24 protein-coding genes are annotated in these 26,797 nt (G+C 52.7%); 5 read left to right on the top strand and 19 right to left on the bottom strand.

The features are described 5' to 3' along the window. Positions 1-42: 42 nt before the first annotated feature. Positions 43-2,991 carry a response regulator gene (locus tag WMO44_RS07285; RefSeq protein ID WP_349152186.1) on the bottom strand — a complete coding sequence of 983 codons (2,949 nt, stop codon included), beginning with the start codon at positions 2,989-2,991 and terminating at the stop codon, positions 43-45. Positions 2,992-2,996: 5 nt separating this feature from the next. Further along, positions 2,997-4,865, bottom strand: coding sequence for an extracellular solute-binding protein (locus WMO44_RS07280; protein ID WP_349152185.1), 1,869 nt, complete (start codon positions 4,863-4,865; stop codon positions 2,997-2,999). A 657-nt stretch (positions 4,866-5,522) separates the two neighbouring features. Here WMO44_RS07280 and WMO44_RS07275 point away from each other — a divergent pair. Both WMO44_RS07275 and WMO44_RS07270 read left to right on the top strand, forming a co-directional pair. Further along, a complete protein-coding gene (locus WMO44_RS07275) occupies positions 5,523-6,455 on the top strand; it encodes an AEC family transporter (RefSeq protein ID WP_349152184.1) in 933 nt (310 codons plus the stop codon). 65 nt (positions 6,456-6,520) lie between these two features. Then, positions 6,521-7,654, top strand: coding sequence for an SLC13 family permease (locus tag WMO44_RS07270; protein WP_349152183.1), 1,134 nt, complete (start codon positions 6,521-6,523; stop codon positions 7,652-7,654). A 101-nt stretch (positions 7,655-7,755) separates the two neighbouring features. On the opposite strand, the gene WMO44_RS07265 is transcribed toward WMO44_RS07270, so the two are convergent. From WMO44_RS07265 to WMO44_RS07235, 7 genes are all read right to left on the bottom strand, one after another. Then, positions 7,756-8,232 (bottom strand): YbaK/EbsC family protein, encoded by a 477-nt coding sequence (locus WMO44_RS07265; RefSeq protein ID WP_055185794.1) that lies wholly within the window; start codon positions 8,230-8,232, stop codon positions 7,756-7,758. 18 nt (positions 8,233-8,250) lie between these two features. Next, positions 8,251-9,009 (bottom strand): cyclase family protein, encoded by a 759-nt coding sequence (locus WMO44_RS07260; RefSeq protein WP_044960096.1) that lies wholly within the window; start codon positions 9,007-9,009, stop codon positions 8,251-8,253. A 305-nt stretch (positions 9,010-9,314) separates the two neighbouring features. Beyond that, positions 9,315-9,764, bottom strand: a complete 450-nt coding sequence (locus WMO44_RS07255; RefSeq protein ID WP_349152182.1) for a low molecular weight protein-tyrosine-phosphatase — start codon at positions 9,762-9,764, stop codon at positions 9,315-9,317. Position 9,765: 1 nt separating this feature from the next. Beyond that, positions 9,766-10,155, bottom strand: coding sequence for a C-GCAxxG-C-C family protein (locus tag WMO44_RS07250; RefSeq protein WP_207685221.1), 390 nt, complete (start codon positions 10,153-10,155; stop codon positions 9,766-9,768). Between the two features lie 230 nt (positions 10,156-10,385). Beyond that, positions 10,386-11,186, bottom strand: coding sequence for an EFR1 family ferrodoxin (locus WMO44_RS07245; RefSeq protein WP_349152181.1), 801 nt, complete (start codon positions 11,184-11,186; stop codon positions 10,386-10,388). A 76-nt stretch (positions 11,187-11,262) separates the two neighbouring features. Further along, the gene (locus WMO44_RS07240; RefSeq protein WP_097779536.1) at positions 11,263-11,646 is read right to left on the bottom strand and encodes a hypothetical protein; all 384 of its coding nucleotides are present in this window, start codon (positions 11,644-11,646) and stop codon (positions 11,263-11,265) included. 92 nt (positions 11,647-11,738) lie between these two features. Further along, positions 11,739-12,722 (bottom strand): Gfo/Idh/MocA family protein, encoded by a 984-nt coding sequence (locus WMO44_RS07235; RefSeq protein ID WP_349152180.1) that lies wholly within the window; start codon positions 12,720-12,722, stop codon positions 11,739-11,741. A gap of 202 nt (positions 12,723-12,924) precedes the next feature. Between WMO44_RS07235 and WMO44_RS07230 the strand changes: the two genes are divergently transcribed. Then, positions 12,925-13,578, top strand: coding sequence for an NAD(P)H-hydrate epimerase (locus WMO44_RS07230; protein WP_349152179.1), 654 nt, complete (start codon positions 12,925-12,927; stop codon positions 13,576-13,578). Between the two features lie 150 nt (positions 13,579-13,728). On the opposite strand, the gene WMO44_RS07225 is transcribed toward WMO44_RS07230, so the two are convergent. From WMO44_RS07225 to WMO44_RS07210, 4 genes are all read right to left on the bottom strand, one after another. Continuing rightward, positions 13,729-14,106 (bottom strand): desulfoferrodoxin family protein, encoded by a 378-nt coding sequence (locus WMO44_RS07225; RefSeq protein WP_349152178.1) that lies wholly within the window; start codon positions 14,104-14,106, stop codon positions 13,729-13,731. A gap of 115 nt (positions 14,107-14,221) precedes the next feature. After that, positions 14,222-14,437 carry an HFLK protein gene (locus tag WMO44_RS07220; protein ID WP_117526804.1) on the bottom strand — a complete coding sequence of 72 codons (216 nt, stop codon included), beginning with the start codon at positions 14,435-14,437 and terminating at the stop codon, positions 14,222-14,224. A 219-nt stretch (positions 14,438-14,656) separates the two neighbouring features. Beyond that, a complete protein-coding gene (locus tag WMO44_RS07215) occupies positions 14,657-16,711 on the bottom strand; it encodes a TIM-barrel domain-containing protein (protein WP_349152177.1) in 2,055 nt (684 codons plus the stop codon). 143 nt (positions 16,712-16,854) lie between these two features. After that, entirely contained in the window at positions 16,855-20,067 is a 3,213-nt protein-coding gene (locus tag WMO44_RS07210) for a hybrid sensor histidine kinase/response regulator (RefSeq protein ID WP_349152176.1), read from the bottom strand. A gap of 479 nt (positions 20,068-20,546) precedes the next feature. Between WMO44_RS07210 and WMO44_RS07205 the strand changes: the two genes are divergently transcribed. Both WMO44_RS07205 and WMO44_RS07200 read left to right on the top strand, forming a co-directional pair. Then, complete coding sequence (locus tag WMO44_RS07205) at positions 20,547-21,209, top strand: sigma-70 family RNA polymerase sigma factor (RefSeq protein ID WP_349152175.1); 663 nt, start codon at positions 20,547-20,549, stop codon at positions 21,207-21,209. A gap of 26 nt (positions 21,210-21,235) precedes the next feature. Next, positions 21,236-21,715, top strand: coding sequence for a helix-turn-helix domain-containing protein (locus WMO44_RS07200; RefSeq protein ID WP_349152174.1), 480 nt, complete (start codon positions 21,236-21,238; stop codon positions 21,713-21,715). Positions 21,716-21,837: 122 nt separating this feature from the next. On the opposite strand, the gene WMO44_RS07195 is transcribed toward WMO44_RS07200, so the two are convergent. The 6 genes from WMO44_RS07195 to WMO44_RS07170 all read right to left on the bottom strand — a co-directional run bounded on the left by WMO44_RS07195 (position 21,838) and on the right by WMO44_RS07170 (position 26,692). Next, positions 21,838-22,923 (bottom strand): hypothetical protein, encoded by a 1,086-nt coding sequence (locus WMO44_RS07195; protein WP_349152173.1) that lies wholly within the window; start codon positions 22,921-22,923, stop codon positions 21,838-21,840. Between the two features lie 640 nt (positions 22,924-23,563). Next, positions 23,564-24,019: a (deoxy)nucleoside triphosphate pyrophosphohydrolase gene (locus WMO44_RS07190; RefSeq protein ID WP_349152172.1), complete on the bottom strand. Its 456-nt coding sequence runs from the start codon at positions 24,017-24,019 to the stop codon at positions 23,564-23,566. A gap of 21 nt (positions 24,020-24,040) precedes the next feature. Further along, positions 24,041-25,234: a Fic family protein gene (locus WMO44_RS07185; protein ID WP_349152171.1), complete on the bottom strand. Its 1,194-nt coding sequence runs from the start codon at positions 25,232-25,234 to the stop codon at positions 24,041-24,043. A gap of 138 nt (positions 25,235-25,372) precedes the next feature. Next, positions 25,373-25,885, bottom strand: coding sequence for an NAD(+) diphosphatase (locus tag WMO44_RS07180; protein WP_005922551.1), 513 nt, complete (start codon positions 25,883-25,885; stop codon positions 25,373-25,375). A 2-nt stretch (positions 25,886-25,887) separates the two neighbouring features. Then, positions 25,888-26,379 (bottom strand): HD domain-containing protein, encoded by a 492-nt coding sequence (locus WMO44_RS07175; RefSeq protein ID WP_097778870.1) that lies wholly within the window; start codon positions 26,377-26,379, stop codon positions 25,888-25,890. A 52-nt stretch (positions 26,380-26,431) separates the two neighbouring features. Beyond that, entirely contained in the window at positions 26,432-26,692 is a 261-nt protein-coding gene (locus WMO44_RS07170) for a hypothetical protein (protein WP_097778869.1), read from the bottom strand. Positions 26,693-26,797 lie beyond the last annotated feature (105 nt).

Raw genomic sequence — 26,797 nt, 5'->3', positions numbered from 1 at the left:
TTATTTTTCTCTAGCTTTCAGGGTTCGTTTCAGGCATCCCGTTCACAAAATTTTGTGCAGCTCCTGCACAAGGTCGCCGATCACGATGGGCTTGGACAAAAAGCCGTTCATGCCGCTTTCCAAGGCGTTGCGGCGGTCCTCGTCAAAGGCGTTGGCGGTCATGGCAAGGATCGGCAGCCTTGCCCGCGCAGGGTCGTCCAGCGCGCGGATCTGACGGGTGGCGGTATAGCCATCCATGATCGGCATCTGCACGTCCATCAGCACCAGATCGTAGCTGCCCGGCGCGGCGGTGCTTACCTTTTCCACCGCTACTGCACCGTTTTCCGCCGAATCAACAAGGAAGCCGTACTCCCGCAGAATCTCCTGCGCGATCTCACGGTTCAGCTCATTATCCTCCACCAGCAGAATGTGCTTACCCTTGAAGTCGGCGTTCTTATCCGGCAGAAGCCCCTGCACCGCATCCGTCTGTTTCTGGCCGAGTGCGCTCATCAGGGTCTCGCGCAGGTCGGACATGAACATAGGCTTGGCGCAGAAAGCGGTCACGCCGGCTGCCTTTGCCTCCACCTCGATATCCGACCAGTCGTAGGCGGTCAGGATGATAATGGGCGTATCATCGTTCAGACTGCGGATGCGGCGGGTGACCTCGATGCCGTTCATATCCGGCAGGCGCCAGTCGATGATATAGGCGTGGTAGGCATCGCTCATCTCGATAGACTGCCGTGCACGCAGCACCGCTTCCTTGCCGGAAAGCGTCCACTCGGCGCGCATACCCACCTTGACCAGCATCTTTGTCACGCTGTCGCAGGTGTTGAAGTCGTCATCCACCACCAGTGCTTTCAGGCCCTCCAGCTCGGTGATTTTTTCCACCGGGCGCTGCTCGGTCTGTGCGCGCATGGGCACGCAGACGGTAAACTCGGTGCCCTTGCCCTGCGCTGTCTGCACCTCGATGGTGCCGCCCATCATATCCACGATGTTTTTGGTAATGGCCATGCCAAGGCCGGTGCCTTGGATGCGGCTTACCGTGGAGGTGCGCTCCCGTTCGAAGGGCTCAAAGATCTTTTTGGCAAACTCCGGGCTCATGCCGATGCCGTTATCCTTGATGCGGAACTCGTACTGTCCGCAGCCGCGCACTTTACCGGCAAGCTGCCGCACCCGCACCGAGACCGTGCCGCCCGCCGGGGTGAACTTGATGGCGTTGGACAGCAGGTTCAGCAAAATCTGGTTCAGCCGGGTCTTGTCGCAGTAGACGTCCTCGTCGGTCACGTCCATGACGTCCATGTAAAGCTCCAGCTGCTTTGCGTAAATTTGCCCGCTGACGATGGTTTTTAAATCGTGCAGCACATCCGAAAGGTTGACTTCCACCTCTTCCAGATGGATCTTTCCGCTTTCAATGCGGCTCATATCCAGCACATCGTTGATGAGGGAGAGCAGATGGTTGCTGGATGCAAGGGTCTTGCCAAGATAATCCTTCACCCGCTCGGTATCGTTGATATTGCTGAGCGCCAGCGTAGTAAAGCCGATGATGGCGTTCATGGGGGTGCGGATATCGTGGGACATATTGGAAAGAAAAGTGCTCTTGGCTCGGTTGGCGGTCTCGGCGGCGGCAACTGCGTTGGAAAGCGCCTGATTCACCTGCTTATCAGCGGTGCGGTCGGACAAGACAAGGATATACTTGGCTCTGCCCTCCACCTCGCTACCTATGGCGATGTTATGGAACCAGCGCCGTTCCTTAGTCTCCCGATGCTCATACTCCGTATCCCACTCGCGCTGTTCCCCGCTGAGAAGCCCTTCCAGAAAGTTCTTGTCGCGGTCCGGGTCATCCTTCGGGTGCAGCGCTGCCAGAACACGGGCATCCTGCCGGACTTCTCTCCACGGGATTCCCAGCAGCCGCTCAATATTCGGGCTGACATAATCCACCTTGGAGGTCTCTGCGTCCAGCATCAGGAAAACATCATCCACGTTCAGCGAAAGCTTCTGGAACAGCTCGTCCCGGTACGAGATCTCAGTATTCTTCCGGCGCAGGGTTGTATGGCTTCTGCGCACAATGAGCAGAATGACCAGCAGTGCAAGACCTGCAACGACGCCCGCCACGATCTGCACCGTATGGAACCACAGCTCGTCCAGACTGGCATTGACGATCTTGACCGGCACAAGCCCCACCATCGTCCAGTTCTGGACAGCCGTACCCTCGTAGACCAGATAATAGCTGGTGTCGCCCAGTTTGACCCTCAGGTTTCCGCTGCTGCCCTGCGCAAAGGCATTGGACAGCTCCGTGATCTGTTCCTCGGAAAGATCGGAATAGCTGCGCAGCATCGCAATGAAATTGTAAATGGTCTCCTTGCGGTTTACAGAACTGTCGATGACCACCCGCCCATCCGGGTAGATGACATAGTTGCTGGCATTGCCCTCAAAGGCAGAGTTGTCCAGCAATCTCAGCACCGCATCATTATAATAAGAGATGGCAATGGCATCGTAGGCAAAGCCCCGGTAGCTGCCCTGCGTTTCAGGACAGATGAACGCAAGCATCTGGGGCTTGCCGGGCAGCGCCGTGTTCACAACGATATCCTCATCATGGGCGAGCTTTTCGTCCAGATTGGTCTGCAAGCCAAGATAGCCGGTCTCCCCGGTCACGGTGATGTAGTTGCCGTCGTAGGTAAGAAAGTAAAAGTTGGCAAATCCGGTATTCTTCTGTGCTTGCTTGATATACGCCTGAATTTCGTCCTCATCCGAGGTGTTTTCCAGAAAGCCGTTGTACAGATGCAGATAGGTCACATTTTTGCGCACCATCTCTTTTAGCATATTGTTGGATTTATGCAGCACCTCTTCCAGATGCGAGGTGCTTTCCTGATAGATGGTCTGCGACACAAACGAGATGTACCGCACGCTGAGCCCGACTGCCAGTAAGACCAGCAGAAGGATAGCGGCAGCAGCAGGGAGCCACTTTTGCCGGGGATGGCAGCTCCGTTTTGGTTTACGCTTTTCGTCTGCCATTCCGTTCACCTCAGTGTCATATAGTTTTCAGGCTCTGCAAGCGCTGCGCCGCCGCCGGAAACATGATCGTGCCATGTGTTTTTCACCCATGTATCTTCGCCCGCAGATACGCCGCTTTCGCTGGCAAGCATGGCTTCCATCTGCTTTTCCGCTGCCAGACAGGTCACGGTAACGGTGTCGTCATCCCGCAGCGGCTGCCCATTGCGGGTGATGCCGGTCAGGGTATAGCTGCCACTTGCCTCCTTTACCTCCACGGCAATGCCGCTGACGATCGGCAGAGAACCACGATTAAAGGGCACAAAGCCGCCCTCGCAGCCTTCCACAAAGGCGCGGACGAGCTCCTTCAGCTCAGCACCGGTCATGGTGCGTTGGCGGGACATCAGGCCGTTGGGCATGATCATGGAATCCGCCATTTTGGGGGTATAGTCTGCCTTCAGCACACTGCCGGTAAAGCTGTTTGCGGTGGCAAGCAGCACATCCGTGCCGTAAACGCCACGCAGCGTGTTTGCCATAACCGAGAAAGCAGCGTTGCCGCCGTTTGCGTGGAACACGTTGGAATAGCTCTTTCCGCTGGTCAACACGGGCTCGTCCGCAGCAGGCTCCTCTTCGGCGAGAAGCTGGGCATTGAACGCCCGGTAAGCCTGTTTTGCCGTGTACTTGCCCGCGATCATTTTGGAGACAACATCCTTGGAAACGGCAAAGAAATCGTTGGAGGCAATGCGGATATACATGTGGTTTTCTTCCACCACATCGCGCACATCCTTCATGTACTCGGTCAGGCGCAGGGGGACGTTCTGGCTGTAGCTCAGCACGTCCTGTCCGTCGGCAACGATGCGGTTCTGCGCCTCCTCAGAGAGCATGACGTTCAGCACCTTCATGGCTGTTTCGCGGCGCGCGGTGTCCTGCTCGAGATCTCGGTTCAGGGCAACTTGGAAATACGGGGTGGTCATGATCCACTTTTCGCCGTTCTGGCTGAAGAAGGGCATAAAAATGGTGTCGATGCCCTCATCCTGAAACATCTTCACGCCGGCAGAGCTGCCAAAGTACATGGCAACTTCCCCATTGCGGAACATCCCGGTCACATCGTCGTAATTCAACGCAAGGTCGTCTGCCGTAAGGTGGGTATCCTGAATGAACTGCGCCATCCGCTCAAAGGCACCCGGCCACACGGCATCGTCCAGACCCACCCGCGCGGTGCTGGCGGGGTCGCTGTATGCGGTGCGCCACTTGCGCCCTTCCGTTGTGGTAAGCTCGGCAGCGGAAAGCCCCTGCAGGGTCTCCATGCAGGTGTAATCATAGGTATAGTCGGCGGTAAAGCCACGGATGCCCAGCGCTTCAAATGCCTGACAGGCGGAAACAAAGCTTGCGTAATCGGTGGGCAGCGGGATATCGTACTGCTCAAAAAGACTGCGGTTGACCACAAAGCCGTGGGCATCCGCACAGACCGGCAGCCAGTTCACGCTGCCGTCCTCGTTTTTAAAGCTGTTGAGGTAGGTGTTGTACACAGCGCCCGCTTCGTTGGTCATGGCAAGGTTCATCAGGCTGTCCTTCAGGGGTGCAGCGTCGTGCAGCGAGAACCGGCAGCAGGTGATGATATCCGGCAGACCGCCGTTCTGCTGCAAAAACTTGTAAAAATCCAGATCATTGTTGCCCACGATGAACTCAATGTTCACATCCGGCAGCTGGGACTGCACATAGGGTGCATAGGTCCCGTACAGGCTGGTGCTCCACAGATACACCTGAATGGTCTGGGCGTCCTCCTGCTTTTCCACCTGTTCCGGGCTTTTTGCGCCGCAGCCGGTCAACAGGGACAGCCCCACCACCAGCGCCAAAAGCGCAGAAATGAGGCGGTGCCGTGTTTTTTTGTTCGTCAAATTCGTTCTCCTCACAACTCTTGGGCAGCTGCCGCTTTGCGGCAAAGCTGCTATGGCCTACTGCTTATACATCACCGCCCGCAAGAGTGTGCGCTGTAAAACCCGTCCACGGAAATGATGCCGCAATTTTTGCGTGCTTCCTGTTTTGCACTGCCCCTTTCCCGCGAAAAGGCACAGCACAAGAGAGATATAAAAATATTTTACCATTATCAGGAAGAATTTTCAATCAATTTTCACATATTTATTCACAAAAAAACACGCGCGTCCGATTTCTTTGCGGCAGTGAATGCGTCTTTTTGCAAAAGGCAGGCAAAAAAGCAATAATTAGTGCTTGTCAAAAAAGTCGCCGGGGAAGCCCTCCAAAACAGGAAGATTCCTCGGCAGCATTCGTTTAAAGGAACCACCATCCTGCTCCAACTGCACGTCTCCATTCAGCAAAGCGGAGAGCTGCTTTTATCCCGTTCTCCGCTCTTTGTCCTTATTTTATCTGCGGTGCATCCTTTTGCTGCTGGGTGGATCTCAGATTTTAGCGGATGGTTCTGCGAAGCCATCCGTTTTTTCTTATTCAGATTGCATTTTTTCTGTTTTCTCTTGACGATGCCCCGCTAATGGAGTAGGATTGTGCTGCAAAAACGAATTGCAAAAGAGGAGTTCTAAATGCAAATCAGCCTTTTATTGATGCAGCAGATCGCGCAGCTATTTCTGATTCTGCTGATGGGATATGCCGTTGTGAAAACCGGCTTATTGAAGGCATCGGACAGCAAGGTGCTGTCTGTGGTCTTTGTCTATCTGGTCATGCCCTGTGTCGTTCTGAACGCCTTCCAGATCAAGGATACACCGGAGATCCGCACCGGGCTGCTTTATTCCATGGGCATCGCCGTTGGAATGCACGTTGTATTTCTGCTTCTGAATGCGCTGTTCCGCAAAGCTCTCAAGCTGGACGCTGTGGAGCAGGTCAATATCATTTACAGTAATGCCGCCGCGCTGGTCATCCCCATTGTGCAGGCCCTGCTGGGGGAGGAATATGTTGTCTACTCCTGCGCCTTTGTCATTGTACAGCTGGTACTGCTCTGGACCCATGCCAGCGCCTGCCTGCAGGGGTCTGCCCGGCTGGAATGGCGCAAGCTCCTTACCAATGTCAACCTGATCGCTATTGCAGCCGGTGCTCTGCTGTACCTGCTGCACGTCTCGCTGCCTGCCCCGATCGCCAGCACACTGAGCAGTGTCGGCAATATGATCGGCCCCATGGGAATGCTGCTGGCAGGCATGGCCATTGCGGAAGTGCCCCTGAAAAAGGTTTTCTGCACCCCGCGCAACTATCTGCCGGTATTTCTGCGTCTGCTGGGAGTTCCGCTGGTCATCGTTCTGCTGCTTTGGGCAGTTCACGCATCCCTTTGGATCCCGGACGGCAAGTCCATCCTGATGACGGTCTACCTTTCTGCCATTACCCCCGCCTGCGCAACGGTCACCTCCATGGCACAGCTCTATGACCGGGATGCTTCTCATTCCAGCGCGATCTATGTCCTGAGCACGCTGCTTTCCATCCTGACCATGCCGCTGATGATCGGGTTGTTTGAGCTGTTGCTCTGAAATACGGAAAAAGGCCGTCCGGCACCGTAGCTGGGCTGCCTTTACAACTACAAGGATGTGTCTCTATGAAACTACTCAAACAATTCATTCAGCAGGAAACGGTCCTCACCGCAGCCGCTGTGCTGGCCGTTGTCTCCGCCTTCTTTGTTCCGCCGGATGCGCAGTATCTCGGCTACATCGATCTGCGCACGCTGGCGATTTTGTTTTCCTTGATGACGGTCATGGCCGGGCTGCGGCGGCAGGGCTTTTTTGATGGACTGGGACGGGCATTGCTGTCCCGCACCCACAGCACCTTTCAGCTGACGCTGGTACTGGTCGGGCTGTGCTTTTTTGGAAGCATGTTCATCACCAACGATGTTTCCCTGCTGACCTTCGTTTCCTTTACGTTCGTGGTCCTGAGCCGTCTGGGAGCGGATGTCCGCCGCTCCCTTCTGATCCCGGTGGTCTGTATGCAGACCATTGCGGCAAACCTTGGCAGTATGCTGACCCCCATCGGCAACCCGCAGAACCTCTATCTTTACGGAAAAAGCGGCATGAGCATCGGGGGATTTGTGCTTCTTATGCTGCCCTACACACTGGTCTCTCTGCTCCTGCTGCTGGCTTGGGCAGCGCTGGTCTGCCGGAAAGCCTCTGCCGCCCTTTCCGTGGACGAGCTTGTTTCTTCTTCTGCATCTCAGGGGAATCAGAAGATCATCCTGCTGTATCTGGTGCTGTTTGCCGTCTGCCTGCTGTCCGTGATCCGGGTGCTGCCCTATGGCATTGCCTTTGCCGCTGTGCTCGTCTGCGCCCTTTTTGCAGACCCACGCACCTTACGGACGGTGGACTATTCCTTGCTTTTGACCTTTGTGGCTTTTTTCATCTTCATTGGCAATCTGGGGCGCATTCCGGCCTTTTCCGGCTGGCTGCAGGAGTTTTTGACCGGCCGGGAAGTTCTGGTGGCAGTTCTTGCTTCGCAGGTCACCAGTAATGTTCCCGCCGCCCTGCTGCTGTCCGGGTTCACGGCAGAGACACAATCCCTCATCATCGGCACCAATCTGGGAGGTCTTGGCACTTTGATTGCATCCATGGCCAGTCTTATTTCCTACCGACAGATCGCACGGGAGCTGCCACAGGGGAAGAAGCAGTATTTTGGGCTGTTCACCCTGTCCAACCTGATTTTCCTTGCGATCCTGCTGGGTGTGTGGTTCTTGCTCCGTTGACCGTGGCAGATGACTTATGGTTTTTCTATAAAGCTAAAAAGGGAGTTCCGTCACGGACGAAGGTCCGGGCAGAGCTCCCTTTGCGTTTATCTTATGATACCTTACTCGCCTTCCGGCTCCTTGCAGACATCCACCCAGCCCTCGGCTCCGGCGGCTGCTTCCAGCTCCTGCAAGGTCAGCTTGACGGCGGTGTGGCCATTGCCCGCTGCCGGGTAGACGGTGTCGAACTTGCGCAGGCTCTCGTCCAGATAGACCGCCACGCCCTCGTTCACTCCAAAGGGGCACACACCGCCGGGTGCATGACCCACATAGGCTTCCACCTCATCGTAGGGGATCATTTTAGCCTTGATGTGGAACAGGCTCTTGTACTTGTGGTTGTCCAGCTTTGCCGTGCCCTCGGTGACGATGAGCACCGGCTTTTCGCCCTGCAGAACCGACAGCGTTTTGGCGATGCTGGCAGGCTCCACGCCCAATGCGTGGGCTGCCTCTGCCACAGTTGCCGAGGACTCGTTCAGCACAATGACATGGTCTCCCAGACCTTTTTCTTCCAGGTCTGCTTTTGCTTTTTCAAAGGACATTTTTCCACTTCTCCGCTCTTATTCGGTAATGGCCCAGACCCGTGCAGGCAGACCAGTTGCACCTTCAATGCGGGGATAAGAAACGATGACCACCGCACCGGCAGGCTGAACTTTATCCAGATTTGCAAGCACCTCCACCTGCAGCTTGTCGTTGTCCAGAACATAGCGCTCGCAGGCAAGGTCGCCCTTTTCCTCCGCCACCGCAGAGGAATCGGTATCCAGCGTTTCATGGCCATTGGCGGCGGCGTTGCGCACCTTGTAGATATACTCCAATGCTTCCAGCGACCAGCCGGGAGCATTTTCTTTGCCCTCTGCGTCGATGCCGGACAGCGCATCCATATCCGGCCACTTCTTATACCAGTCGCTGCGCAGAGCCACCAGTGCACCATCCGGGATAGGACCGTACTTTGCTTCATAGGCCTTGATGTCCTCCACCGTCACAGCGTAGCGAGGGTCTTTCTTGGCCTGCTGGGAAATATCGATGACCACCAGCGGGAAGATCAGGTCGTTCACATCATACTTTTCGGACAGTGCTTTGCCCTTGATGAAGTGCCCCGGGAAGTCGATATGGGTACCGAACTGTCCGGGAAATTTGAAGGTCTGGATCAGGCATTCCAGTTCCGGCTTGCCCCAGTCCCACACGGTCTTTGCCAGCTCCACAGAGCCTTCCGGGATGCCGGACCAGTAGGGGCTTTCGTTGTTCAGCGAGTGAGAAAGTTCCACCCAGCGATATTTTTTAGCATCTTTCAGTGCGTTCCACAGTTTATAATCAGCCATTGTCGGTTCTCCTTTTATTGTGACGATGTATGTTCGGGCACATCTCCCAGACAACGGCATCTTCCTGTTTTTTCTCAGTCTGTCTGCCGGGAATTTGTCTGGGAGCAGCGCATTCGCCCGGGCAGCCTGTGCCGGGCATCTGCTGTATGTTTCATCTGTCTACGCTCCCTTCCTTGTGTTGGGGATAGTATAAACCCATTTTCTTACAATGTCAATAGGTTTATTCTTTCAAAGACTTCCCCGGCAAACGACAGGTCAGCAAACCGTTCGCCCTTGCAATAACGTTTCGTCATCCCCTTTCCCTTTTATCGCAACTCTTCCAGCAGGGCGGTGCAGCCCTCCAGCACATCCTGCCATGTGGCTTCAAAATCCCCGGTGTACCACGGGTCTGCCACATCGCCGGGGCGACTGGTGTGATCCATCAGCAATGAGACCTTATGCTCCGGGTCACTGCCCACAAACCGCACCATATTCCACAGGTTGTTGCGGTCCATGGCGATGAGATAATCGTAGGTCTCATAGTCCCGCCGGGTCATCTGCCGGGCAGTCTTGCCTGCACAGCAGATGCCATGCTCAGCCAGCTTGCGCCGGGCAGGCGGATAGACCGGGTTGCCGATTTCCTCGGTGCTTGTGGCCGCCGAGGCGATTTCAAACTGCCCGGAAAGCCCGGCCTTTTCCACTAAGTCCTTCATCACAAATTCCGCCATAGGGCTGCGGCAAATGTTGCCGTGGCAAACAAACAAGATCTTCTTCATCTTACTCTCCCAGCACCTCGCCCAGTGCCAGAACAGCGTTGCGGACGCACTCCGGGCACGGGCACAGCGGTGCGCCGTTCTCTATCCCCTTCAGATCCTTGCAGATGGTAGCACCGCACTTTTCCTGAAAATTTTGCAGCAGCTCCTTGGAAATGCGGGGTGTGCCCTTGCCGTCGGTGACGATGCCCGCCACCATCACAGCGCCGATCAGTGCGCCGCAGGTGCTCTCCATGCAGCCCATGCCGGCGGCATAGCCTGCGCCCAGCTTCATCAGGGTGTCGGCATCCACCGGCAGCTTGTCCTCAAATGTCTTCAGCACCGCCTGTGCACAGTTGCACTGTCCAGTAGCTTTCCATGCGGCAGCCTGTGCCGCCCGTTCTTCGATGTTCATTTTAAAGTCCTCTTTCTTTGATGAATCATAGTTTATTCGACATTATCATAAAATTCCTGATCACACTCTCCTGAAAATGCAGCATACAGTTCCCCATAAGTGGCCGCTTTGTCCTCCAGCATCTCTGTCAAACTCAAGCAGACGCTGCTGTCCGAGACCTTCGTTTCTTTTATCACTCTATCCCAACTGTCTGGTTTTTGTCCTAATCCATGTAAGTATAAATACTTCATCTACTTTTTACCATCATCGTTTTTCCTTTTTTCTTCATACGTCCTGCTTTTTTCCAGTGCTTCAAAGTGATACCGGGGCTTGCCTTTGCTCTTTTTGCCGTACTCAATGGCCTCTTTGGGGCAATAGCAGATGCACGCCATGCAGTGGGTGCAGTTTTTGCCCCAGACCGGCCTGCCGTTTTCCAGATGGATATTGTTCAGGGGGCACAGTTCCACGCACTTACCGCAGCCGATGCAGGCGTCCGTTGCCCGGAAGGCATCCGCTTTTACAAAAAAGCAATAGAACACCGGGTTTACCGGGCCGCTCATAAAGCGGTCGTAGAGGTTCTCTCTCGGCGGAGGAAACTCCTGCCCGGCTTTGAGTTGGGTCAGTACCTTCTGAAGTGCAGGCTCTGTCTGCTCCACGATACTCCGTGCCTGCTCCTTCCGGGGCGCATTGAACATGGCAATGTAGTTTTCCGGCATGATGATCTGAGCTGTGCCCATATACTGCAGCTGCTTTTGCGCTGCAAGCTGCCGGTTGTATTTTGCCGCATTGCCGATCTCGCTGCCGCAATCCATCACAAACCAGATACGCTCTGCCCCGGTCAGCGCGGTCTTGCCCAGCCACTCCGACACCACCCGGGGGATGCGCCATGCGTAGGTAGGCGTCACCAGCACCACATCCCGCCCGGTCTGCACCGGGGCAGTATCCCCTGCCTTGATGCAGGCGTTCAGGTCGTAAAGCGGCATCTCCAGCCCTTCGGCAATGCGCCACGCCAGATACCGGCTGTTGCCGGTTCCCGTAAAATAAAGTACCATGGCTGCTCCTTCGTTTTTTGTGTGGTTTTCAGTTGCCTGTCTGCCCGGCAGACTGGAAGTTGTCCTTATGCCAAGTTTACTTGTCAATCACAAAATAAGCAATCACCATTACCAAAGAAATGGTCAATCCTATATAAAACTCGGGGAATGCTAATCGAATGCTATTCTGTAAACTGACTTCACCGGTGACAGTCAATGTATGCCAGGTGAGGAATTTATATATTTCGGAGACCACAATCCCAATCACGCCTAATGCGCCTAAACTTTTACTAACAACTCGTTTCTTGACGGGAAACCATACTCCTAAAACAAACAAAATGACAGACACTATTCCAATAGGATTGAGTAGATTTATCAAGCCGGTAATTTCCTGTACACCTTTTAATCCGCCATATTGGTTAAATAACATTGGTAATAAACTGATCAGAAACGCTATTGATAGAATTATTTTCTTTTTCATCCATTCACACTCCTTCGCCAAATTCCAAGTTGTCGTTCTTAGTGTCCCATGGTTTCCGCACGCAAAAAAGCCCTTTGCGGCAAGGTGTGTGCTTACACCTCGCCCGCAAACTTCATGCCCCAGCTCATGCGGGTGTCGTACATCAGGCGGGTCAGGGCAAGGCTGTCCTGCAGGGTGTAGCGGTCGCTGCCGGTACGTCCCAGCTTTACGCAGCGGCTTGCTTCCCGGATCTCGTACTCAAAGCCGTTGATGTCCACCGGGCAGCGGATGACCTCCGGCTCTTTGCCCTCCACTTCCAGCGTCATGGTCTCGGCGTGCTGGAAATCCGGCAGGAAAATACTGCCCTTGGTGCCAAGGATGCGGGCATTGCGCTCCAGCTCCTGCCCGATGGTCTGGACCGACTCTGCCATGCAGCCGCCGGGGTAGGTCAGCACAAGGCGGCTGTAATCGTCGGTGCCGTACTCGTTGATGTGCACCTCTTTGGTTTCCACCTTCTCCGGGTCCTGTCCGGTAAGGATACGCAGAAAGCCCAGATTGTAGATGCCGATATCCAGCAGTGCACCGCCGCCCAGACTGGAATCAAACTTGCGGTCCTTCCGGGCACCGGAGGCCACAAAGCCGTACTGACAGGTGATCTGCTTCAGCTCCCCGATGGTGCCCGCCACAAGGATCTCGCGCAGGCTGTCATACAGCGGCAGCAGCCAGATCCAGAACGCCTCCATGAGAAAGAGGTGCTTTTCCTCTGCCAGACAGTACAGCTCCTGCGCCTGTTCCGGGCGGATGGTAAAGGGCTTTTCGCACAAAACGTGCTTGCCCTGCTCCAAGCAGAGCTTGCAGTTTTCGTAATGCAGAGTGTTAGGGGTGGCAATATAGATAGCCTCCACCTCCGGGTCGGCGGCAAGGGCTTCGTAGGAGTCATAGCAGCGGGGGATGCCGTACTGCTGCGCAAACGCCTGTGCGCTTTCCATGTGCCGTGAACCCACGGCAACAAGCTGCTCTCCCTCTGCGCCCATCTGTTCCACCGTAGACGCAAACTTTTTGGCAATGGTGCCGGTCGCTAAAATTCCCCACTTCATAACGGTACCTCCCGGTTTATTACTTTGGATTCGTTGCGTTCAGTATACCATGATTTTCCCTTGCGGAAAAGATTCCCAAAAACAAAAATATCCCCGGAGGGCTTATTGCCACTCTCCGGGGACAGATTCTATGCACCGGTATCTTTCATCTTGTTCCAAACATTTTCATCCATTATAATAGAGATAGAAAGAAGGTGCCAACATGAAACATCGCATTGTGACGGCTGCGCAGATGAAGGAGATCGAACGGGCCGGAGATGTCCATGGTCTGCCTTACCTGCAAATGATGGAAAACGCCGGGCTGGCGGCTTACGCCGAACTGCAAAAGCAGTTCCCGCATCCCGGCAGGTTGCTGGTGGTCTGCGGAAAAGGCAACAACGGCGGCGATGGGTTTGTGATTGCCCGCGCCGCTGCAAAAGATGACTGGAACGTGACCGTTTTTCTGGCCGAGGGCGAGCCGAAAACTTCTGACGCCATCCGCAACTTTGAGCGTCTGCACTCCCTGCCGGTGCACGTCTGCACTGACGGTTCTGTACTGGAAACCCAGAGCTTTGCTGCCGTTGTGGATGCCCTCTACGGCACCGGGTTCCATGGTGAATTGCGGCCTTCCGGTCTTGCTGCCTGCGGGCTGATACGCCGTCTGCACAAGAGCGGTGCCTTTGTGCTGGCCGTAGACCTGCCCAGCGGCATCAACACGGATACCAGCGAGGTTGCCGAAGGTGCTGCCCATGCAGATTTGACCGTAACCTTCGACAGCTATAAGCCTTTGCATATCGCAAAAAACTCTGCGCCCCTGTGCGGAAAGATCGTCTGCGCCGACATTGGTATCCGGGACGAATGGCACCCGGAATTTTGACGAGAGCTTGCCGCTGCGGTCAAGGATGAAAACAAGCTCGGTAAGATTTTTCTTCATAATAACGGTGTCATGCTTTCTTTCCACAGAAAAGCGTCTGCACGCAAAAAAGCTCCTGCAAGCGTCAACCACTGGCAGGAGCCCGTTCATTTCTTAAAGTTTCGTCATCCACAGACCATGCAGGTTGCAGTAAGCGTAGACCGCCACCGGCTTTTCGCTGCCCAGCTCAAACACCGCCTTGGGTGCCTGCCCGGGGGTAAGATAGCGGAGCTGTCCGCCGTTTTCGGTCTCCACAAAGAGCCACTGGATGTTGTGCACATCCACCATGGGGTGCTCCACTGCACCCACCGTGACGGTGAGGGTGCTGCCGGAGTGCTCCGCCACCGGCAGATGCTTTTCGCCGCTGGCTTCCACCGTGTTGGGGAGCAGCTCCTTCATCTTTTCGCCGCAGCAGACCAGCGGAACCCCTGCGTTGTGGATGGTGGTGACCAGATTGCCACAGTGCTCACAGATATAAAACTTTGCCTTCATATTCAAATCCTCCATCGGAATGTTGTTGGTGTTTCCTGTGGCTATATGATAACATTTCCTAGTTAGATTTTCTGTGACCGGGTCACGCAAGCAGCCTTGTGCTATGGAAATTTCCTCAGCTTCCCATGGCAATAAGCACCAGCACGACCACCACCGCAATGGCAATGAGACAGCCGCAGCCGCTGCCGTCTCCCCCGCCGCCACCGCCATTATTGTGGTTTCCGCCGCCGCCACCGCCGGACGAGCCGCCAAAGTTGCGGTTGAAGGCCGTCATGTACTGGGCATAGCCCGTGTCGCCTTTGCCAAAGTAGCCATAATCACCGTTTGCCATTGTGTTTTCCTCCGTCCGAAGTGTGTTTTGCTTCTTCTGAGGTCATTTTATCGAAAGAGGTGTCCCATAAACATCTCTTTCAGCATTTCTCGTCCTCTCATTCTTCCCGGATGCCCAGATAGAGTGGCTATTTTATCTGTGATATAGACAACAAAAAAGAGTGGCAGCATTTCAAGCTGAAACGCTGCCACTCTGTAGGAACTGCGTAATGACTGACGATTATCCTTCTACTTTGACCGTAGCGCGATCGCTCTTTGCGTTTCCATCCGCATCCAGCGTGATATGCACAAAATGTTCCGGATTATCATAATCCTTTGTCTCGCCGTCATCGGTATAGTATTCATAGGATGCACCATCGGGAGCATAGGCAAGCAGGCGCAGATCTGCAAAATCCACATCGGCAACGCTCTGGATCTTTTTGCCGTCCTTGGCAAGGGGCAGAAGGTGTCCCTTGCGCATAAAGAACACCACTTCATCCAGCTCCACCGGAATGTAATGATGGCCTGCCGGCAGCACGCTGGTTTCGATGCGGTTGCTTTCGCTGTACTTTACCCGCACCTGCAGCATCTCCTCCGGCAGATAAACATACCGACCTCGGGCGTTTTGCTCATATACCGGGGCGATCAACAGGCTTTCACCGATCATCACCTCATCCTCCACCCGGCGGGCAAAGTCGTCCTCCGGGAAGGCGAACGCCAACGGCATACAATACATGCCGTCGTGCAGAGCAGCCTTCATGTACTCGCTGTAAATGTAGGGCAGCAGCAGGTAGCGCAGTTGTAAGATACCGGCAAAGGCAGCCTTGTTCTTAAAACGGTATGGCTCCTGCCGGCGGGTGCCTTTGGCAGAGTGGTTCCGCAGCAGCGGAGAGAAGATGCCCAAGCCGTACCAGCGCAGCACCAGATCCTCTGTGGTATTGCTGCCAAAGCCGCCAATGTCGGGGCCTTCGTACAGGAAGCCGCACATATTCAGGGAGGGCATCATGCGCAGCGCAAGCAGAATGTGGCTCCACCAAGAATGGTTGTCGCCAGTCCAGATGCCGCCATACCGGTGCATCCCGATGCAGGCAGAACGGGAGTACATCAAAATGCGCTTGTCCGGCTCCAGCCGCTCAAAAGCCTCGCCTGCCGCACGGGTCATGTTATAACCAAAAAGATTATGTACCTTGTCGTGCCGCATACGCCCCTGCTTGGTGTTGTGGTAGAACAGCTTATAATCGTTTTCGTTATTGGAAAGCTCTCTCACCATGCCGGTAAAGGCAAAAAAGCTGGAAATATCCAGGCTCTGCTTGCTGTATTCCTCAATTTTGGCAAAGGTCTTTTTCAGCCTTTCCTCGGAGTAAAAGATCGCAGGCTCGTTCATATCATTCCAGAAGCCCTCGATTCCCTGATCCAGCAGAACTTTATATTGACTGCCAAACCAAGCACGGGCTTCCGGGTTGAGCATATCGGGGAAGTGTACCAGCCCCGGCCACACACCGGCTACAAAGGGGGTGCCATCCTGATTCGTACAGAAATAGCCTTTTTTCACGCCCTCCTCGTACACATCATATCCCTCTTCGACCTTGACTCCTGCATCGATGATGGGGACAAGACGGATGCCCTGCGCTTTCATCTCGGCGGCAAAGTCTGCAAAATGCGGGAAACGCTGCGCATCCACCGTAAAGTCCTTGTAACGCTCCATGTAATCAATATCCAGAACCACAGCGTCCAGCGGCATATTATTGGCACGGTAATTTGCCACCACCTCGCGGACCTCGTCCTCGTTCATGTAGCTCCAGCGGCTCTGGGCGTTGCCAAAAGCCCATTTGGGCGGAATATAACTGCGCCCCACCAACTGACGGAACTGGTGCACAATATCGGTCAGGCTTTCGCCCTCAATGATGTAGAAATCGTAATTTTCCTCGGCCACCGTGATGCGTAAGGTATCCAGGTCGGTGTAGCCGCAGTCAAAGGTGACCTTGCCCGGGTAGTCGATAAAAAAGCCAAATGTATCCTTGCCGGACACGATCATAAAATTATAAGCACCGTACAGCGAGGATTTGCCCTCGGTATGGTTGCCATCATCGGAGCATTTGCTTTCGTACACCCACCCGCGCTTGTTGATACCACGGACGTTTTCGCCAAGACCATACAGAACATCCTGCGGCTCCATGGCATAGGAGAAACCATCCGGCTCCTTGGTCAGATAGGGTATCGTTTCCATCATGGGCAAAAAAGAACCCACTACACTTTCGGTATCAAACGGTTGACCGTATTGCTTTTTGTAGATCATAGCAAAACACCTCTCCTTCGTTTTTTGAATCGTCACAGTGTAAAACGTACCAGCGTATTTTTGATGGACAATTAAGAAACTCTGACATTGGCTGGAGCAATTGGGGCTTCAGCCTTATCACGCGCCTTACGGCAATGCACAGATCACAGCCACTGTTTCAGTACATCGTTCAGCTTATTCAAATCAAGCGGTTTGGCGATATGCTCGTTCATGCCGGTGTTCTTTGCCAGCTGCACGTCCTCGGCAAAGGCATTTGCCGTCATGGCAATGATGGGCACTTTGCCCCGGCTGCCGGCAAGCGCACGGATCGCAGCAGTGGCTTCGTAACCATTCATGATGGGCATCTGGATGTCCATAAAAATGAGATCGTACCACTTTTCTGGCGCTTCCATCACCTTTTCGACTGCAATTTTTCCGTTTTCGGCAATGTCAATGGTCACGCCCGTCATGCCTATGATCTCGGTTGCGATCTCACGGTTCAGCTCGTTATCTTCCACAAGAAGGATCCGCTTACCCGCATAGTTTTCCTTCGCAAAGTCTTCCAGATAGTTCCGGGCGTTTTTCTCCTTCTTCCCGGATGTAAACTGCCGCAGAGTTGCCGTCAGACGGGAACGGAACAGCGGTTTTGCCATAAACGCATTTACGCCCACTGCTCTGGCTTCTTCTTCGATCTCGCTGAAATCAAAGGAAGTCAGGATGATGATCGTGACGTCCTCCCCGACGCATTCCCGAATCCTTCTGGCGGTTGCAATACCGTCCATCTCCGGCATTTTCCAGTCCAGGATCACTGCAAAATAGTCGCGGCCGGTCTTGTGCCGCGCCGCGCAGCGCTCCACGGCTTCCTTGCCGATCAGGACCCATTCGCCCGCTATGCCGATCTCCTGAAGGGTTGCAACGGTGCTTTCGCAGCAGGTCTTGTCATCGTCCACAACCAGTACCGGCAGATCGAGCAGTTCTTTTTCCTGTTCCTTCTCGTTCTCCTGAAGCTTCAGATAGACCGTGACCGTGATCTTCGTTCCCTTGTTGGGAGCGCTTTCGACCTGAATGTCACCATTCATCAGGTTGACGATGTTTCTTGCAATGGCCATGCCAAGACCGGTGCCCTGCACCTTGGTCGTCCGGTGATCGTCTGCCCGGCTGAACGGCTCGAACATGATCTTCTGGAATTCCGGCGTCATACCGATGCCGTTGTCCTCGATGGAAAACTCGTAGCAGCCAAGCTCCGAGAAGCCGTTCGGTTTTTCCTTGATCGTAAGGGTGATGTTTCCTCCATCCGGGGTATACTTGACGGCGTTGCTCATCAGGTTCACAAAGATCTGCTGGATGCGCAGGCTGTCGCCGCAGACAGCTTCGTGCTCGATGTGCTCAACATGGACTTCGAGCTGATGGTGGTGCTCGTCGATTGCCGGTTTTGTGAGGGTGAGCAGGTTATCGACCAGCTCCGGCAGGCTGAAATCCTCCTCGGCAAGGCTCATTCGCCCGCTCTCGATTCTGGCCATATCCAGCACTTCATTGATCAGTCCCAACAGATGACGGCTCGATTTTGTGATCTTGCCAAGACACTCGACCACCCTGTCCTGACTCTCGATATTCGCACCCGCAATGGCAGTCAAGCCAATGATTGCATTCATCGGTGTACGGATATCATGGGACATATTGGAGAGGAATTCCGTCTTGGCGCGGCTTGCGTTTTCCGCCGCCCGGTACGCATCCTTCAGTGCCTTATGGGATTCGATCTCGGCCTTTTTCTCCTGTGACACATCCATAGATGCCAACAGTGCTTTGACCAGCTTTGTGCCATTCCACTCCAGCGGAATGAAGGAAGCGATCTTATAGGTGTTCTCATCTATGGAGCAGTATTCAAATTTGTAGATGTCGTTCTCATCCTGCAAATTCTTGCGGATATTTTCCGGTGAAATCAAAGCAGCCAATGCGTCCAGCGGTTCCAGTGTCTTATACTTTGCAGCCACCTGCTCCACAAAATCATGGTAGGTTCCCGTCGGCGCGTATATCATTTCACCTTGCAGATTATAGAACCGATACCGGTCATTTTCCAGATCGCAGACGACAAAGCGGTCCAGCAGACGCACCATGCTCTTGATCAAAAGATCCATCGATGCGTTATCTGAGGCCATCTGCATCCGCCGTGCCGTCTCTGCTTTGGACTCTGTGATGTCCCGCAGAAAAATCATCGCATATTCGGAATCTTCGATCTCACCGCGCATGACCACGTTGCTGACCCATCGTTCCTCTCCATCCAGAACGATGCGGCACTCCTGACGCAGCTCCGTCTCCAGCCCCTTTAGTTTTTCCGTGATGTAGGCGCGATTGTAGAAATTCGTTACAGACTTTTTGTCCTCTTCAACCACATAGTTGTCCACAAGGAATCGGACCAGTCCATCCCATGTGTGGCTCTGCTCAAAGGCCGTCATCAAAGAGGGCTCCACTTTGAAAGTATCAAAGGTGTTCTTTTCCAGATTTACATAGTATTCGCAGAGGTTTGCGCTGGTAAATGCACGGTGAAATGCCGCTGCCCGCTGCGCCTGCATCCGGCTTCTTTTTTCCGCGTCAATGTTGCTGATGATTCCGGCAATTCGATTGGCCGAGCCATCCAGACGGCGTATCACCTCCGCCGATGCCCGGAACCAGTGGTATTGGCCATCCTGCATTTTCAGTCGGTACTCAACATTATATTTTGTAGTATTGGTTTTGTCCGCAATCGTTTCCAAAAGCAGCTGCATTACCCGGTCATAGTCCTCCGGGTGCAGGAGATTCGACCACGAATCCAGTTTGTTCGGAAAATCCAGAATGTCATGATATCCAAGGATCTGCCGGAACGCATGGCTCCAGTTTACATGAACGATCTCACCGTTTTCATTACACTCAAAATACCATAGTGCAGAATGGATGGATTCATTGACCAGCGCAAGGTTCTCATACGCCCAGTTCATCTGTACTGACATGAGCCAGATCGGTGTTCCATCCGTATCGACTGCATCTTTTTTGTAGAGACGCACATAGACGGGAGAGCCATCTGCTGTAAGGATCCGGCCTTCCCCTTCGCCTTGGAGCTGACGAAAGCGCACATTGTCGAGGAATGCGGCATCTCTCTTATAGAAAAGATTCTTCAGCGAACCCTTTGTCTGCTCCATCAGGGATGCATAGCTGTGGTTCAGATTATGCAGCAACAAATCACTGACCGACAGGATCGACAATTCGGCATCATAGTACCCGGTAATGGTTCCGACACCGCCATTATGATAGATCGTCTCCCGCATGGCCTGAAATGCATTTTTTCCCAGCCTTACCGTATCGGAAGTGTAGATTTCATCTGTAAGTCTTCTATCGAATTTCATTTTCATCCTCGTAGGGTTTTGATCCCGCCGCACGCTTCAATTCTGGTATGTCTTTTATGGTCAACTGGCATACTGATTTGTGATCAAGCTTGTACAGTATAACTAGTATAGTATACTTGCGCAGCATTTCGTTTTCAAGTACTAATTGGCATTGGCTGTGTAAAAAAGAGAGACCAATCTGCGTGAAAATTTGCGCAAGTTGAGCCCTCGATAAATGGGAATTTGACACTTTGTATTTATCGAGAATACTCTTGAAACCATTTTGCAAAGCGTGATTTATTGAAAATAATGAATTTATATAGTTCTCCATTTTTCATATTAACTGTTGCAATTGGAAAGACTATCCACTTCCAAGAGATTTCTTTTATTTCCTGCATCGGCAAAACTAAATTTCTGTATTTTTTGTCAACTGTAAGCTTGTTTGTCTTGTAAGTAAGCGACTGACTATCGAGGTACAGACCTCCTCCAAGTATGCCATTGTGACACAAACTGCAAACAAAAGATTTCATAGAAACATCCCTCCATTAAATTCCGAGTTATTCCTCCTCAGTATACCACGCTTTTTCCCTGCGGAAAAGATACCGCGCACAAAAGGCTTCTCCGGCAACTATCCGCGCCCCGGCTCATACAATCTAACAACTATGTACCGGGAGGGATATCGTGTGCTGCTGACCTTACTGCAATTTTTCGCCACAAAATTTCTGTTTCTGGCGCTCCATCTGGAAAGCGGCTGCTTTCCGCGTCCGCTCACAGCCCGGGAAGAAGCTGCCGCCTTCAGCGCCCTGCGCGCCGGGGATGCCGCCGCCCGGGAAAAGCTGATCCGCCACAATCTGCGGCTGGTGGCGCACATCGTAAAAAAATATTACGCCCTGCCGGGCGATCAGGAGGATCTTGTTTCCATCGGCACCATCGGGCTGATGAAAGCGGTAGATACCTTTGATGCCACACGCAAAGCGCGGTTTTCCACTTATGCAAGCCGCTGCATTGAAAATGCTATCCTCTCCCCAACGCACTTTGGGATGGAAAAGAGAATCCGCCCCTTTCACGCAATAACGCATCTACGTCAAAATGGATTTTTTGGAGCCGAGAGAGCGGTTCCTTTTTTCTACTTCAGAGGGTGTCATGTGAGGGTTATGGTCTAACCCCTCTATACATCTTACAGGTAAGTTTGGCAGGCCCCCGCACCACCGTAGAGGCGCAGGCGTTCTACCGTATGTACCGCTCTTACGCCGACATCCCGAACCCATGGGACCGTCTGCGTTGGTGCCGCTATGGTCTTGACCTGCTGCAAAAAGAGGTTGCTGCCATGGTTGGCATGGAGGAATGGCTCTATCGGGATCTGGAAAGCGGCACATTTCACCGCAGCTTTACGCCGGAACTTGCGGACAAGCTCGCCGCCCTTTACGGCATCCCGGTGGAGGACATTCTGGACGACTACACCCTGTTTCTGCACCGGGGCGGAGGAGCCTTCCTCCGCAGATACCGGGAGGCAAAAGGCTGGAACCGTCAGCAGCTTGCCGACCATGCAAAGGTCAGCCGGACAAGCATCCGCTGCTGGGAGAGTGGACAAAAGACCATCAGTCAGAAGTGCTTTTGCCATCTGGTGGAAAACCTTGGTTCCGATTTTTCATCTATGCTTCGCATGTGAGGTATGGTAATTTTTCTCCGGCCAAACGAAAAAGCTCGTCTGCAAGCCACGATATGTGGCAGCGCAGACGGGCTTTCGTTATGGAATCATTCTGTTTCAATTATTCTGATATTCGCTCTGACTTACATGGCGTTCCGTAAAACACGCAGTCGTTCTTCAAACGTTGCTTTCCATGCCGGATGCTCGGAGAATACGGTGTGCTCCACCTGACGGACTTGGTTCAGTCCGATGTTCCGCACCGCTTCCACTGCAGCATCTTTTTGGCTCAGATGGCGTTTTCCCACGGTCAAACAGTTTGCGCCTTCTGGCGTGTCGTACTGCTGAAACGCCCGGTTGAAGTCCATCAGGTCGTGCAGACGGATGGGCTGATTGGTTTCGTTGTCTACCAACAGACCCCAGTTTTCCCAATGACGGTCGGTATTGCCCACCAGATAATCCAGAATGTTCATCATATAGTAACTGGGAGCATCCAGCTCTAAGATCTTATCCAGCGTGTTCCAATCACGGTTTGTGCAGTAGACGTCATAGGCTGCATAGGTCACAAGACTGTATCGCTGAGATGTCATGATTTTGCTGATAGAAACCGGCTCATTTTCAAACATTCCCTGCTCATACAGTACCTGATGGCAGTCAAAGCATCGGCAGATTTTGCTTGCCAGCACTTCACGTTCCACCGCATCCCTGCCGCCATCCTTGTAAAGATAGAATCCATCCTCTTTGCGCACCCATGCTTTGGGGTACAAGCCGCCCGTAGACAGGTCATTTGCCAGAAGATGGGCGTTTGTCACCATCATTTGGTGCCCCCGCAGCGCAATATCCACAAGCGCATTGCTTAAGGAGTGTGCAAAAAGGTTGATATCCTCGAATCGAATCTTCTCGTTTTCTTCTTTCACCCAGAACACATCCAGCAAAGACAGACAATGGTAGGATAATGCAATCTGTGCTCGTTCCCTGTCCGTAACACTCTGAGATGCACCGATACTGTTCAGGATTTCCTTGGCGTAGGTGCGATCCAACGTCAACATCCGGGAGGCGCACCAATAGTAAAAGTTCGTTACATTATTGATGCGCTCGTCAAAATCATCCGATTCCACCAGAACCAGATCATAGGGCATGAAATCCTCGAGGCAGACCCTGCATTCCCCTGTCGTGCTGAGTTGTGCCACACAGCTTTCCCGGTGCATGATCTCGTAAAACATGGTTTTCATCCCTCCCTGCGTTCTGTGTCTTGCTCTGTATTTATATTACCTTCTTTTTTCACGGGACGCAAGAGTTTTTACTTTTCAAAAAGCTTTTTCTGCTGCTCCATCAGGACGGTTTCAATACGCTCTTTCAGCAAAAAGCGGAACTGTTTTGCGTGTTATGCAATGCCATAGGATACCATATTGGCCGCCAATAATCAACCGTTTTGTTGTGTCGGCAGCATTTCAAAACACTTATGTAACACAAAAAGCCCCACGCTCAACACTGCCTCTGAATCTGACCGTCTCTGGTCGGAGCAGAAAAGCATATGTTGAGCGTGGGGCTTTGTTTATCGGCTCGGCTGCCAGCCGGGCTTTTGGTGTTCCTTGGGTTTGTAAGTTCCTTTGGTAGTATCGATCACCGCCTGCAGCAATTCGAGCTTCTGCCATGTGGGGCAGTTCAGACGGTCGATCTTTTCGATCACATAGTTGGCGTGGGCGGTTGCGACCCGTTTTCCGAGTTCGTCCCATCAACCAATAAAGGCCTCCGAATCTCTTTCTTATTAGGAAAAGATTCAGAGGCCTCTGTTTTACAATTTTTTCGGAATAGCGGCTTTCACCAGCAGCGTCATGGGACGGCCCAGTTCATCCTTCATTCCGTAAACACTCAGCATCTCTGCAGAGGTTCTTTGTCATATTCGCTGGTATGGAGTGGTTTCACTGGCTTCATTGAGCTTCTAATGGCATCCAAAATGGTCCGATCCGCCGGGAGCCACGGAACGGAATCAATGTCATCTTTTGTCAGCCATCGTGCAGCTTCCGCTTCTTTCAGAACAAGATCGCCGGAAACCACTTCACACCAGAAGCAGTCCATGGAAAGATGAAACGCCGGATAATCGTACTCGATTGTACCAATTAAATCCTCCACGGCGATTTCCGTGTCCAGTTCTTCTTCAATTTCCCGCTTCAGAGCCTGCTGCGGGGTTTCACCCGGCTCGATTTTGCCGCCCGGAAACTCCCATTGACCCTTGTAGTCACCATAACCGCGGGCGGTAGCGTAGATTTTGTACTTTTCCTGCATGGAGTCGCAAATCACAGCGGCCACAACACGAATCGTTTTCATAACGTTCTCCTTTTGGATTCATTATAATGGCCGACCGTCAGAAGTCCCACCGACATGATAGAACACCCTGTTTCCTGCTTTTCTTGCAGTAAGCAGCCCCATCTCATGGAATTTCATCACAAACGTCCGAATGGTTGCATACGCAGCGTTTCGGAAATCCTTTTCCAGCTGCTTTGTGGTAAACTCCTCTGCACCATAAGCAGACAGAACATACTCCCAGAGCAGCCGTTCTTTTTCTGTGATTTTTCCTTCCGCAAGAGCAGTTTGATATACCTCAAGATCAGTTTTCGGCGGGACTGCATCCACCTGCAGGCGGTTATAGACCTCATTGCAGAAGTAGAACAGAAAGGGAGTCACATCCGTATAGCCGGAAATCAGAGCATTTCTCTCCACGCGTTCGTAGGCTTTGTAATATGCGTCCTTGTTTTCAGCGATGTATCGGGAAAACGGCGTGAATAGTGCCGCAGGATAGCCCTGCTGAACAAGATACCAGAGGTGGAATAGCCGTGCAGTGCGTCCATTCCCGTCAAAATAGGGGTGGTAGTACGCAAAGGCAAAGTGCAGAATGGCAGCCTTATGCAGCTCATTGATGCCGTCATTGGCATTCGCAAAATCGACAAGACATTTCATAGCACCGGGAAGCCGCTCTGCCGGAAATCCCGGTCTGGGTTCTTCACCGCCCACAATAAAAACCTCGCCATGCCGATAAAAGTGGTTTGGCAGTAATCGATCTTCATCCGGGAGATAATCCCCTGTGCTGATCTGATATAGGTGATGCAGATTCTCCTCGGTGATCGTATTCTGACGATTCGCGATAAACTCCAGTCCGCGCTTCATACCATAGATGCGGGCTTCTTGTTCATCACGAGGGGCATAACCATCGAGGATATAACGGATACTGCTGCGGGTCGAGCGGATACTTTCAATTTGAAAAGTAGCATAAATTTCCTCGGTCATCGCCGACAAACCGAAGTTTTGTCCACTGACAGGGACAGAGAGCAACTGCTTCATACCATTTGTTGAAATTTGCGCGAGGTTCGGCAGGTAAAACAGCTTATTTCCAGAAAAATCAGTCAACGGCAGAGGCTGCGCAAAGTTTTGCCGCAGCAATTCGGCAAATTCTTTGACGTTGACAGTCGAGTACTTGTATTCCATCCGATTGAGTTCAAGCAAATGCTTATCTGAAAGCATTTTGGCAAACTGTGCCCCATCCATTCTGTCCACCTCGCAGTTGATACTTATTGATACTATATAGTATCATATATATCGATTCTTTATAAAAAGTCAACCGAAACAGGCCGAACCAACTTTTTTCCATACTTTCCGTCAAAATTCCCGTGGCACAGCCACGAATCACATCTCCATCGGCTTATTCCCCACTTCGTCCAGATACGCATTCAAAAATTCCGCTGCAAGGCTGTTGGGACGGATGTTTTCTCTGGCTTCCTGCGGGGTGAACCACTTGCAGCGGTCCACTTCGTGGTTGATATGCAGCGCCTTTGCGGTTCTGACGAAAGCCGTAAAGTTGCACATCAGCGTGTTGGACGGCTCAAAAAACTTGGTACGGTTGAACCGGAGGTGCTCTACTTCCAACCCGGTTTCTTCCCGGACTTCCCGCACCACGGCGTGTTCTTCTGCCTCACCGCGGTTCACATATCCAGCCACCAGAATATAAGAGGGCTTGCCGTACTGCTGGATAAGCAGGATTTTCCCGGTCTCCTCATCCACAACAATCATGCTGACCGCCACATTGTACATCGGGAAACGGTATTGCTGGCATTTCGGGCAGTAAGGCACAATGCCCTCTTCTTCCAGTTCTTTTTCAATCAATGCCGTGCCGCATTCAAAGCAATGCTTCTGAATCATTTTTACACTCCAAACACTGTTTTCGTCAGCCGGATACCTGCTGCCGTCTTCATCGTATGTTCCATAAAGGTTCGGATTGCCTGCTGGCCGTACCCGCTTTCGGACGCATTGACGATATAATCCGCCTCGATCAAGATCTGATAGTCAATGCCGTCGATCTGCGCCGGGCTATGGTGGTGCCCTACCAGATAGGCCACCCGGTCGATCTGTTCTGCCGTCATGCCGGTATCCGCCAAGAACTCCCGCACCAGCGGGGCACCCTCCTGCTCCTGATATTTACCATTGGTGTTGCCGTACTTTTTGCGGCAGAGCGGGCAGGCGATATCGTGGGTGATGGCCGCCACCTCCAGAATAAACTGCGTGTCTGCGTCCAACCCCTCCAGCTCACCAATGGTTTTGGCATAGGTCCACACGCAGCTCAGGTGCGTGATGTCATGGATATTCCCTTCGGAAAAGGCGATCATCTTTTCCATGATCTGTGCAATGGTCATCATTTGTTTCACTCCCGTTTTTAATACTTAAATGTTCACCTTGATAAACGCGAACTTATTCTTCAAATTTTTTATGACACTTTGGACATTCTTTAGGGATCGGCCTATAACCAACAAGCGAGCAACCGCAATAAGGACATTTCATCATGGTGAGATGATATACAATACCACCAACAACAACCATTGCACCGATTAGCAGGCATAGGTTTACTCTGTACTCCTTTGCCGCCATTGCTCCTATTACTGCGAGCAATATTCCTATCATCAAAATGATCCAAGAAATGGCAGCCTGCTTTTGTGGACTATTGTTTTTCATATAATCACACCCCCTCTACAAATTCCGATTTATCAAATAAGAATTTCCGTCAATTTTTCTCTTGATGCGGCTCACTTCTAAGAGTAGAAACGAACTGTTCTGTTG

The sequence above is a fragment of the Faecalibacterium tardum genome, assembly GCF_040096515.1.
GTDB classification, from domain to species: domain Bacteria; phylum Bacillota; class Clostridia; order Oscillospirales; family Ruminococcaceae; genus Faecalibacterium; species Faecalibacterium tardum.
This window is presented reverse-complemented; position numbering and strand designations above follow the sequence as displayed.

Coding starts and splice junctions, on each gene's coding strand:
- WMO44_RS07180 (WP_005922551.1), bottom strand. CDS start 25,885: ATGATTCAGAAGCATTGCTTTGAATGCGGCACGGCATTGATTGAAAAA.
- WMO44_RS07270 (WP_349152183.1), top strand. CDS start 6,521: ATGAAACTACTCAAACAATTCATTCAGCAGGAAACGGTCCTCACCGCA.
- WMO44_RS07220 (WP_117526804.1), bottom strand. CDS start 14,437: ATGGCAAACGGTGATTATGGCTACTTTGGCAAAGGCGACACGGGCTAT.
- WMO44_RS07245 (WP_349152181.1), bottom strand. CDS start 11,186: ATGGTACTTTATTTTACGGGAACCGGCAACAGCCGGTATCTGGCGTGG.
- WMO44_RS07265 (WP_055185794.1), bottom strand. CDS start 8,232: ATGTCCTTTGAAAAAGCAAAAGCAGACCTGGAAGAAAAAGGTCTGGGA.
- WMO44_RS07240 (WP_097779536.1), bottom strand. CDS start 11,646: ATGAAAAAGAAAATAATTCTATCAATAGCGTTTCTGATCAGTTTATTA.
- WMO44_RS07195 (WP_349152173.1), bottom strand. CDS start 22,923: ATGAAAACCATGTTTTACGAGATCATGCACCGGGAAAGCTGTGTGGCA.
- WMO44_RS07170 (WP_097778869.1), bottom strand. CDS start 26,692: ATGAAAAACAATAGTCCACAAAAGCAGGCTGCCATTTCTTGGATCATT.
- WMO44_RS07175 (WP_097778870.1), bottom strand. CDS start 26,379: ATGATGACCATTGCACAGATCATGGAAAAGATGATCGCCTTTTCCGAA.
- WMO44_RS07225 (WP_349152178.1), bottom strand. CDS start 14,106: ATGAAGGCAAAGTTTTATATCTGTGAGCACTGTGGCAATCTGGTCACC.
- WMO44_RS07255 (WP_349152182.1), bottom strand. CDS start 9,764: ATGAAGAAGATCTTGTTTGTTTGCCACGGCAACATTTGCCGCAGCCCT.
- WMO44_RS07250 (WP_207685221.1), bottom strand. CDS start 10,155: ATGAACATCGAAGAACGGGCGGCACAGGCTGCCGCATGGAAAGCTACT.
- WMO44_RS07230 (WP_349152179.1), top strand. CDS start 12,925: ATGAAACATCGCATTGTGACGGCTGCGCAGATGAAGGAGATCGAACGG.
- WMO44_RS07210 (WP_349152176.1), bottom strand. CDS start 20,067: ATGAAATTCGATAGAAGACTTACAGATGAAATCTACACTTCCGATACG.
- WMO44_RS07190 (WP_349152172.1), bottom strand. CDS start 24,019: ATGAAAACGATTCGTGTTGTGGCCGCTGTGATTTGCGACTCCATGCAG.
- WMO44_RS07285 (WP_349152186.1), bottom strand. CDS start 2,991: ATGGCAGACGAAAAGCGTAAACCAAAACGGAGCTGCCATCCCCGGCAA.
- WMO44_RS07235 (WP_349152180.1), bottom strand. CDS start 12,722: ATGAAGTGGGGAATTTTAGCGACCGGCACCATTGCCAAAAAGTTTGCG.
- WMO44_RS07260 (WP_044960096.1), bottom strand. CDS start 9,009: ATGGCTGATTATAAACTGTGGAACGCACTGAAAGATGCTAAAAAATAT.
- WMO44_RS07215 (WP_349152177.1), bottom strand. CDS start 16,711: ATGATCTACAAAAAGCAATACGGTCAACCGTTTGATACCGAAAGTGTA.
- WMO44_RS07275 (WP_349152184.1), top strand. CDS start 5,523: ATGCAAATCAGCCTTTTATTGATGCAGCAGATCGCGCAGCTATTTCTG.
- WMO44_RS07185 (WP_349152171.1), bottom strand. CDS start 25,234: ATGGATGGGGCACAGTTTGCCAAAATGCTTTCAGATAAGCATTTGCTT.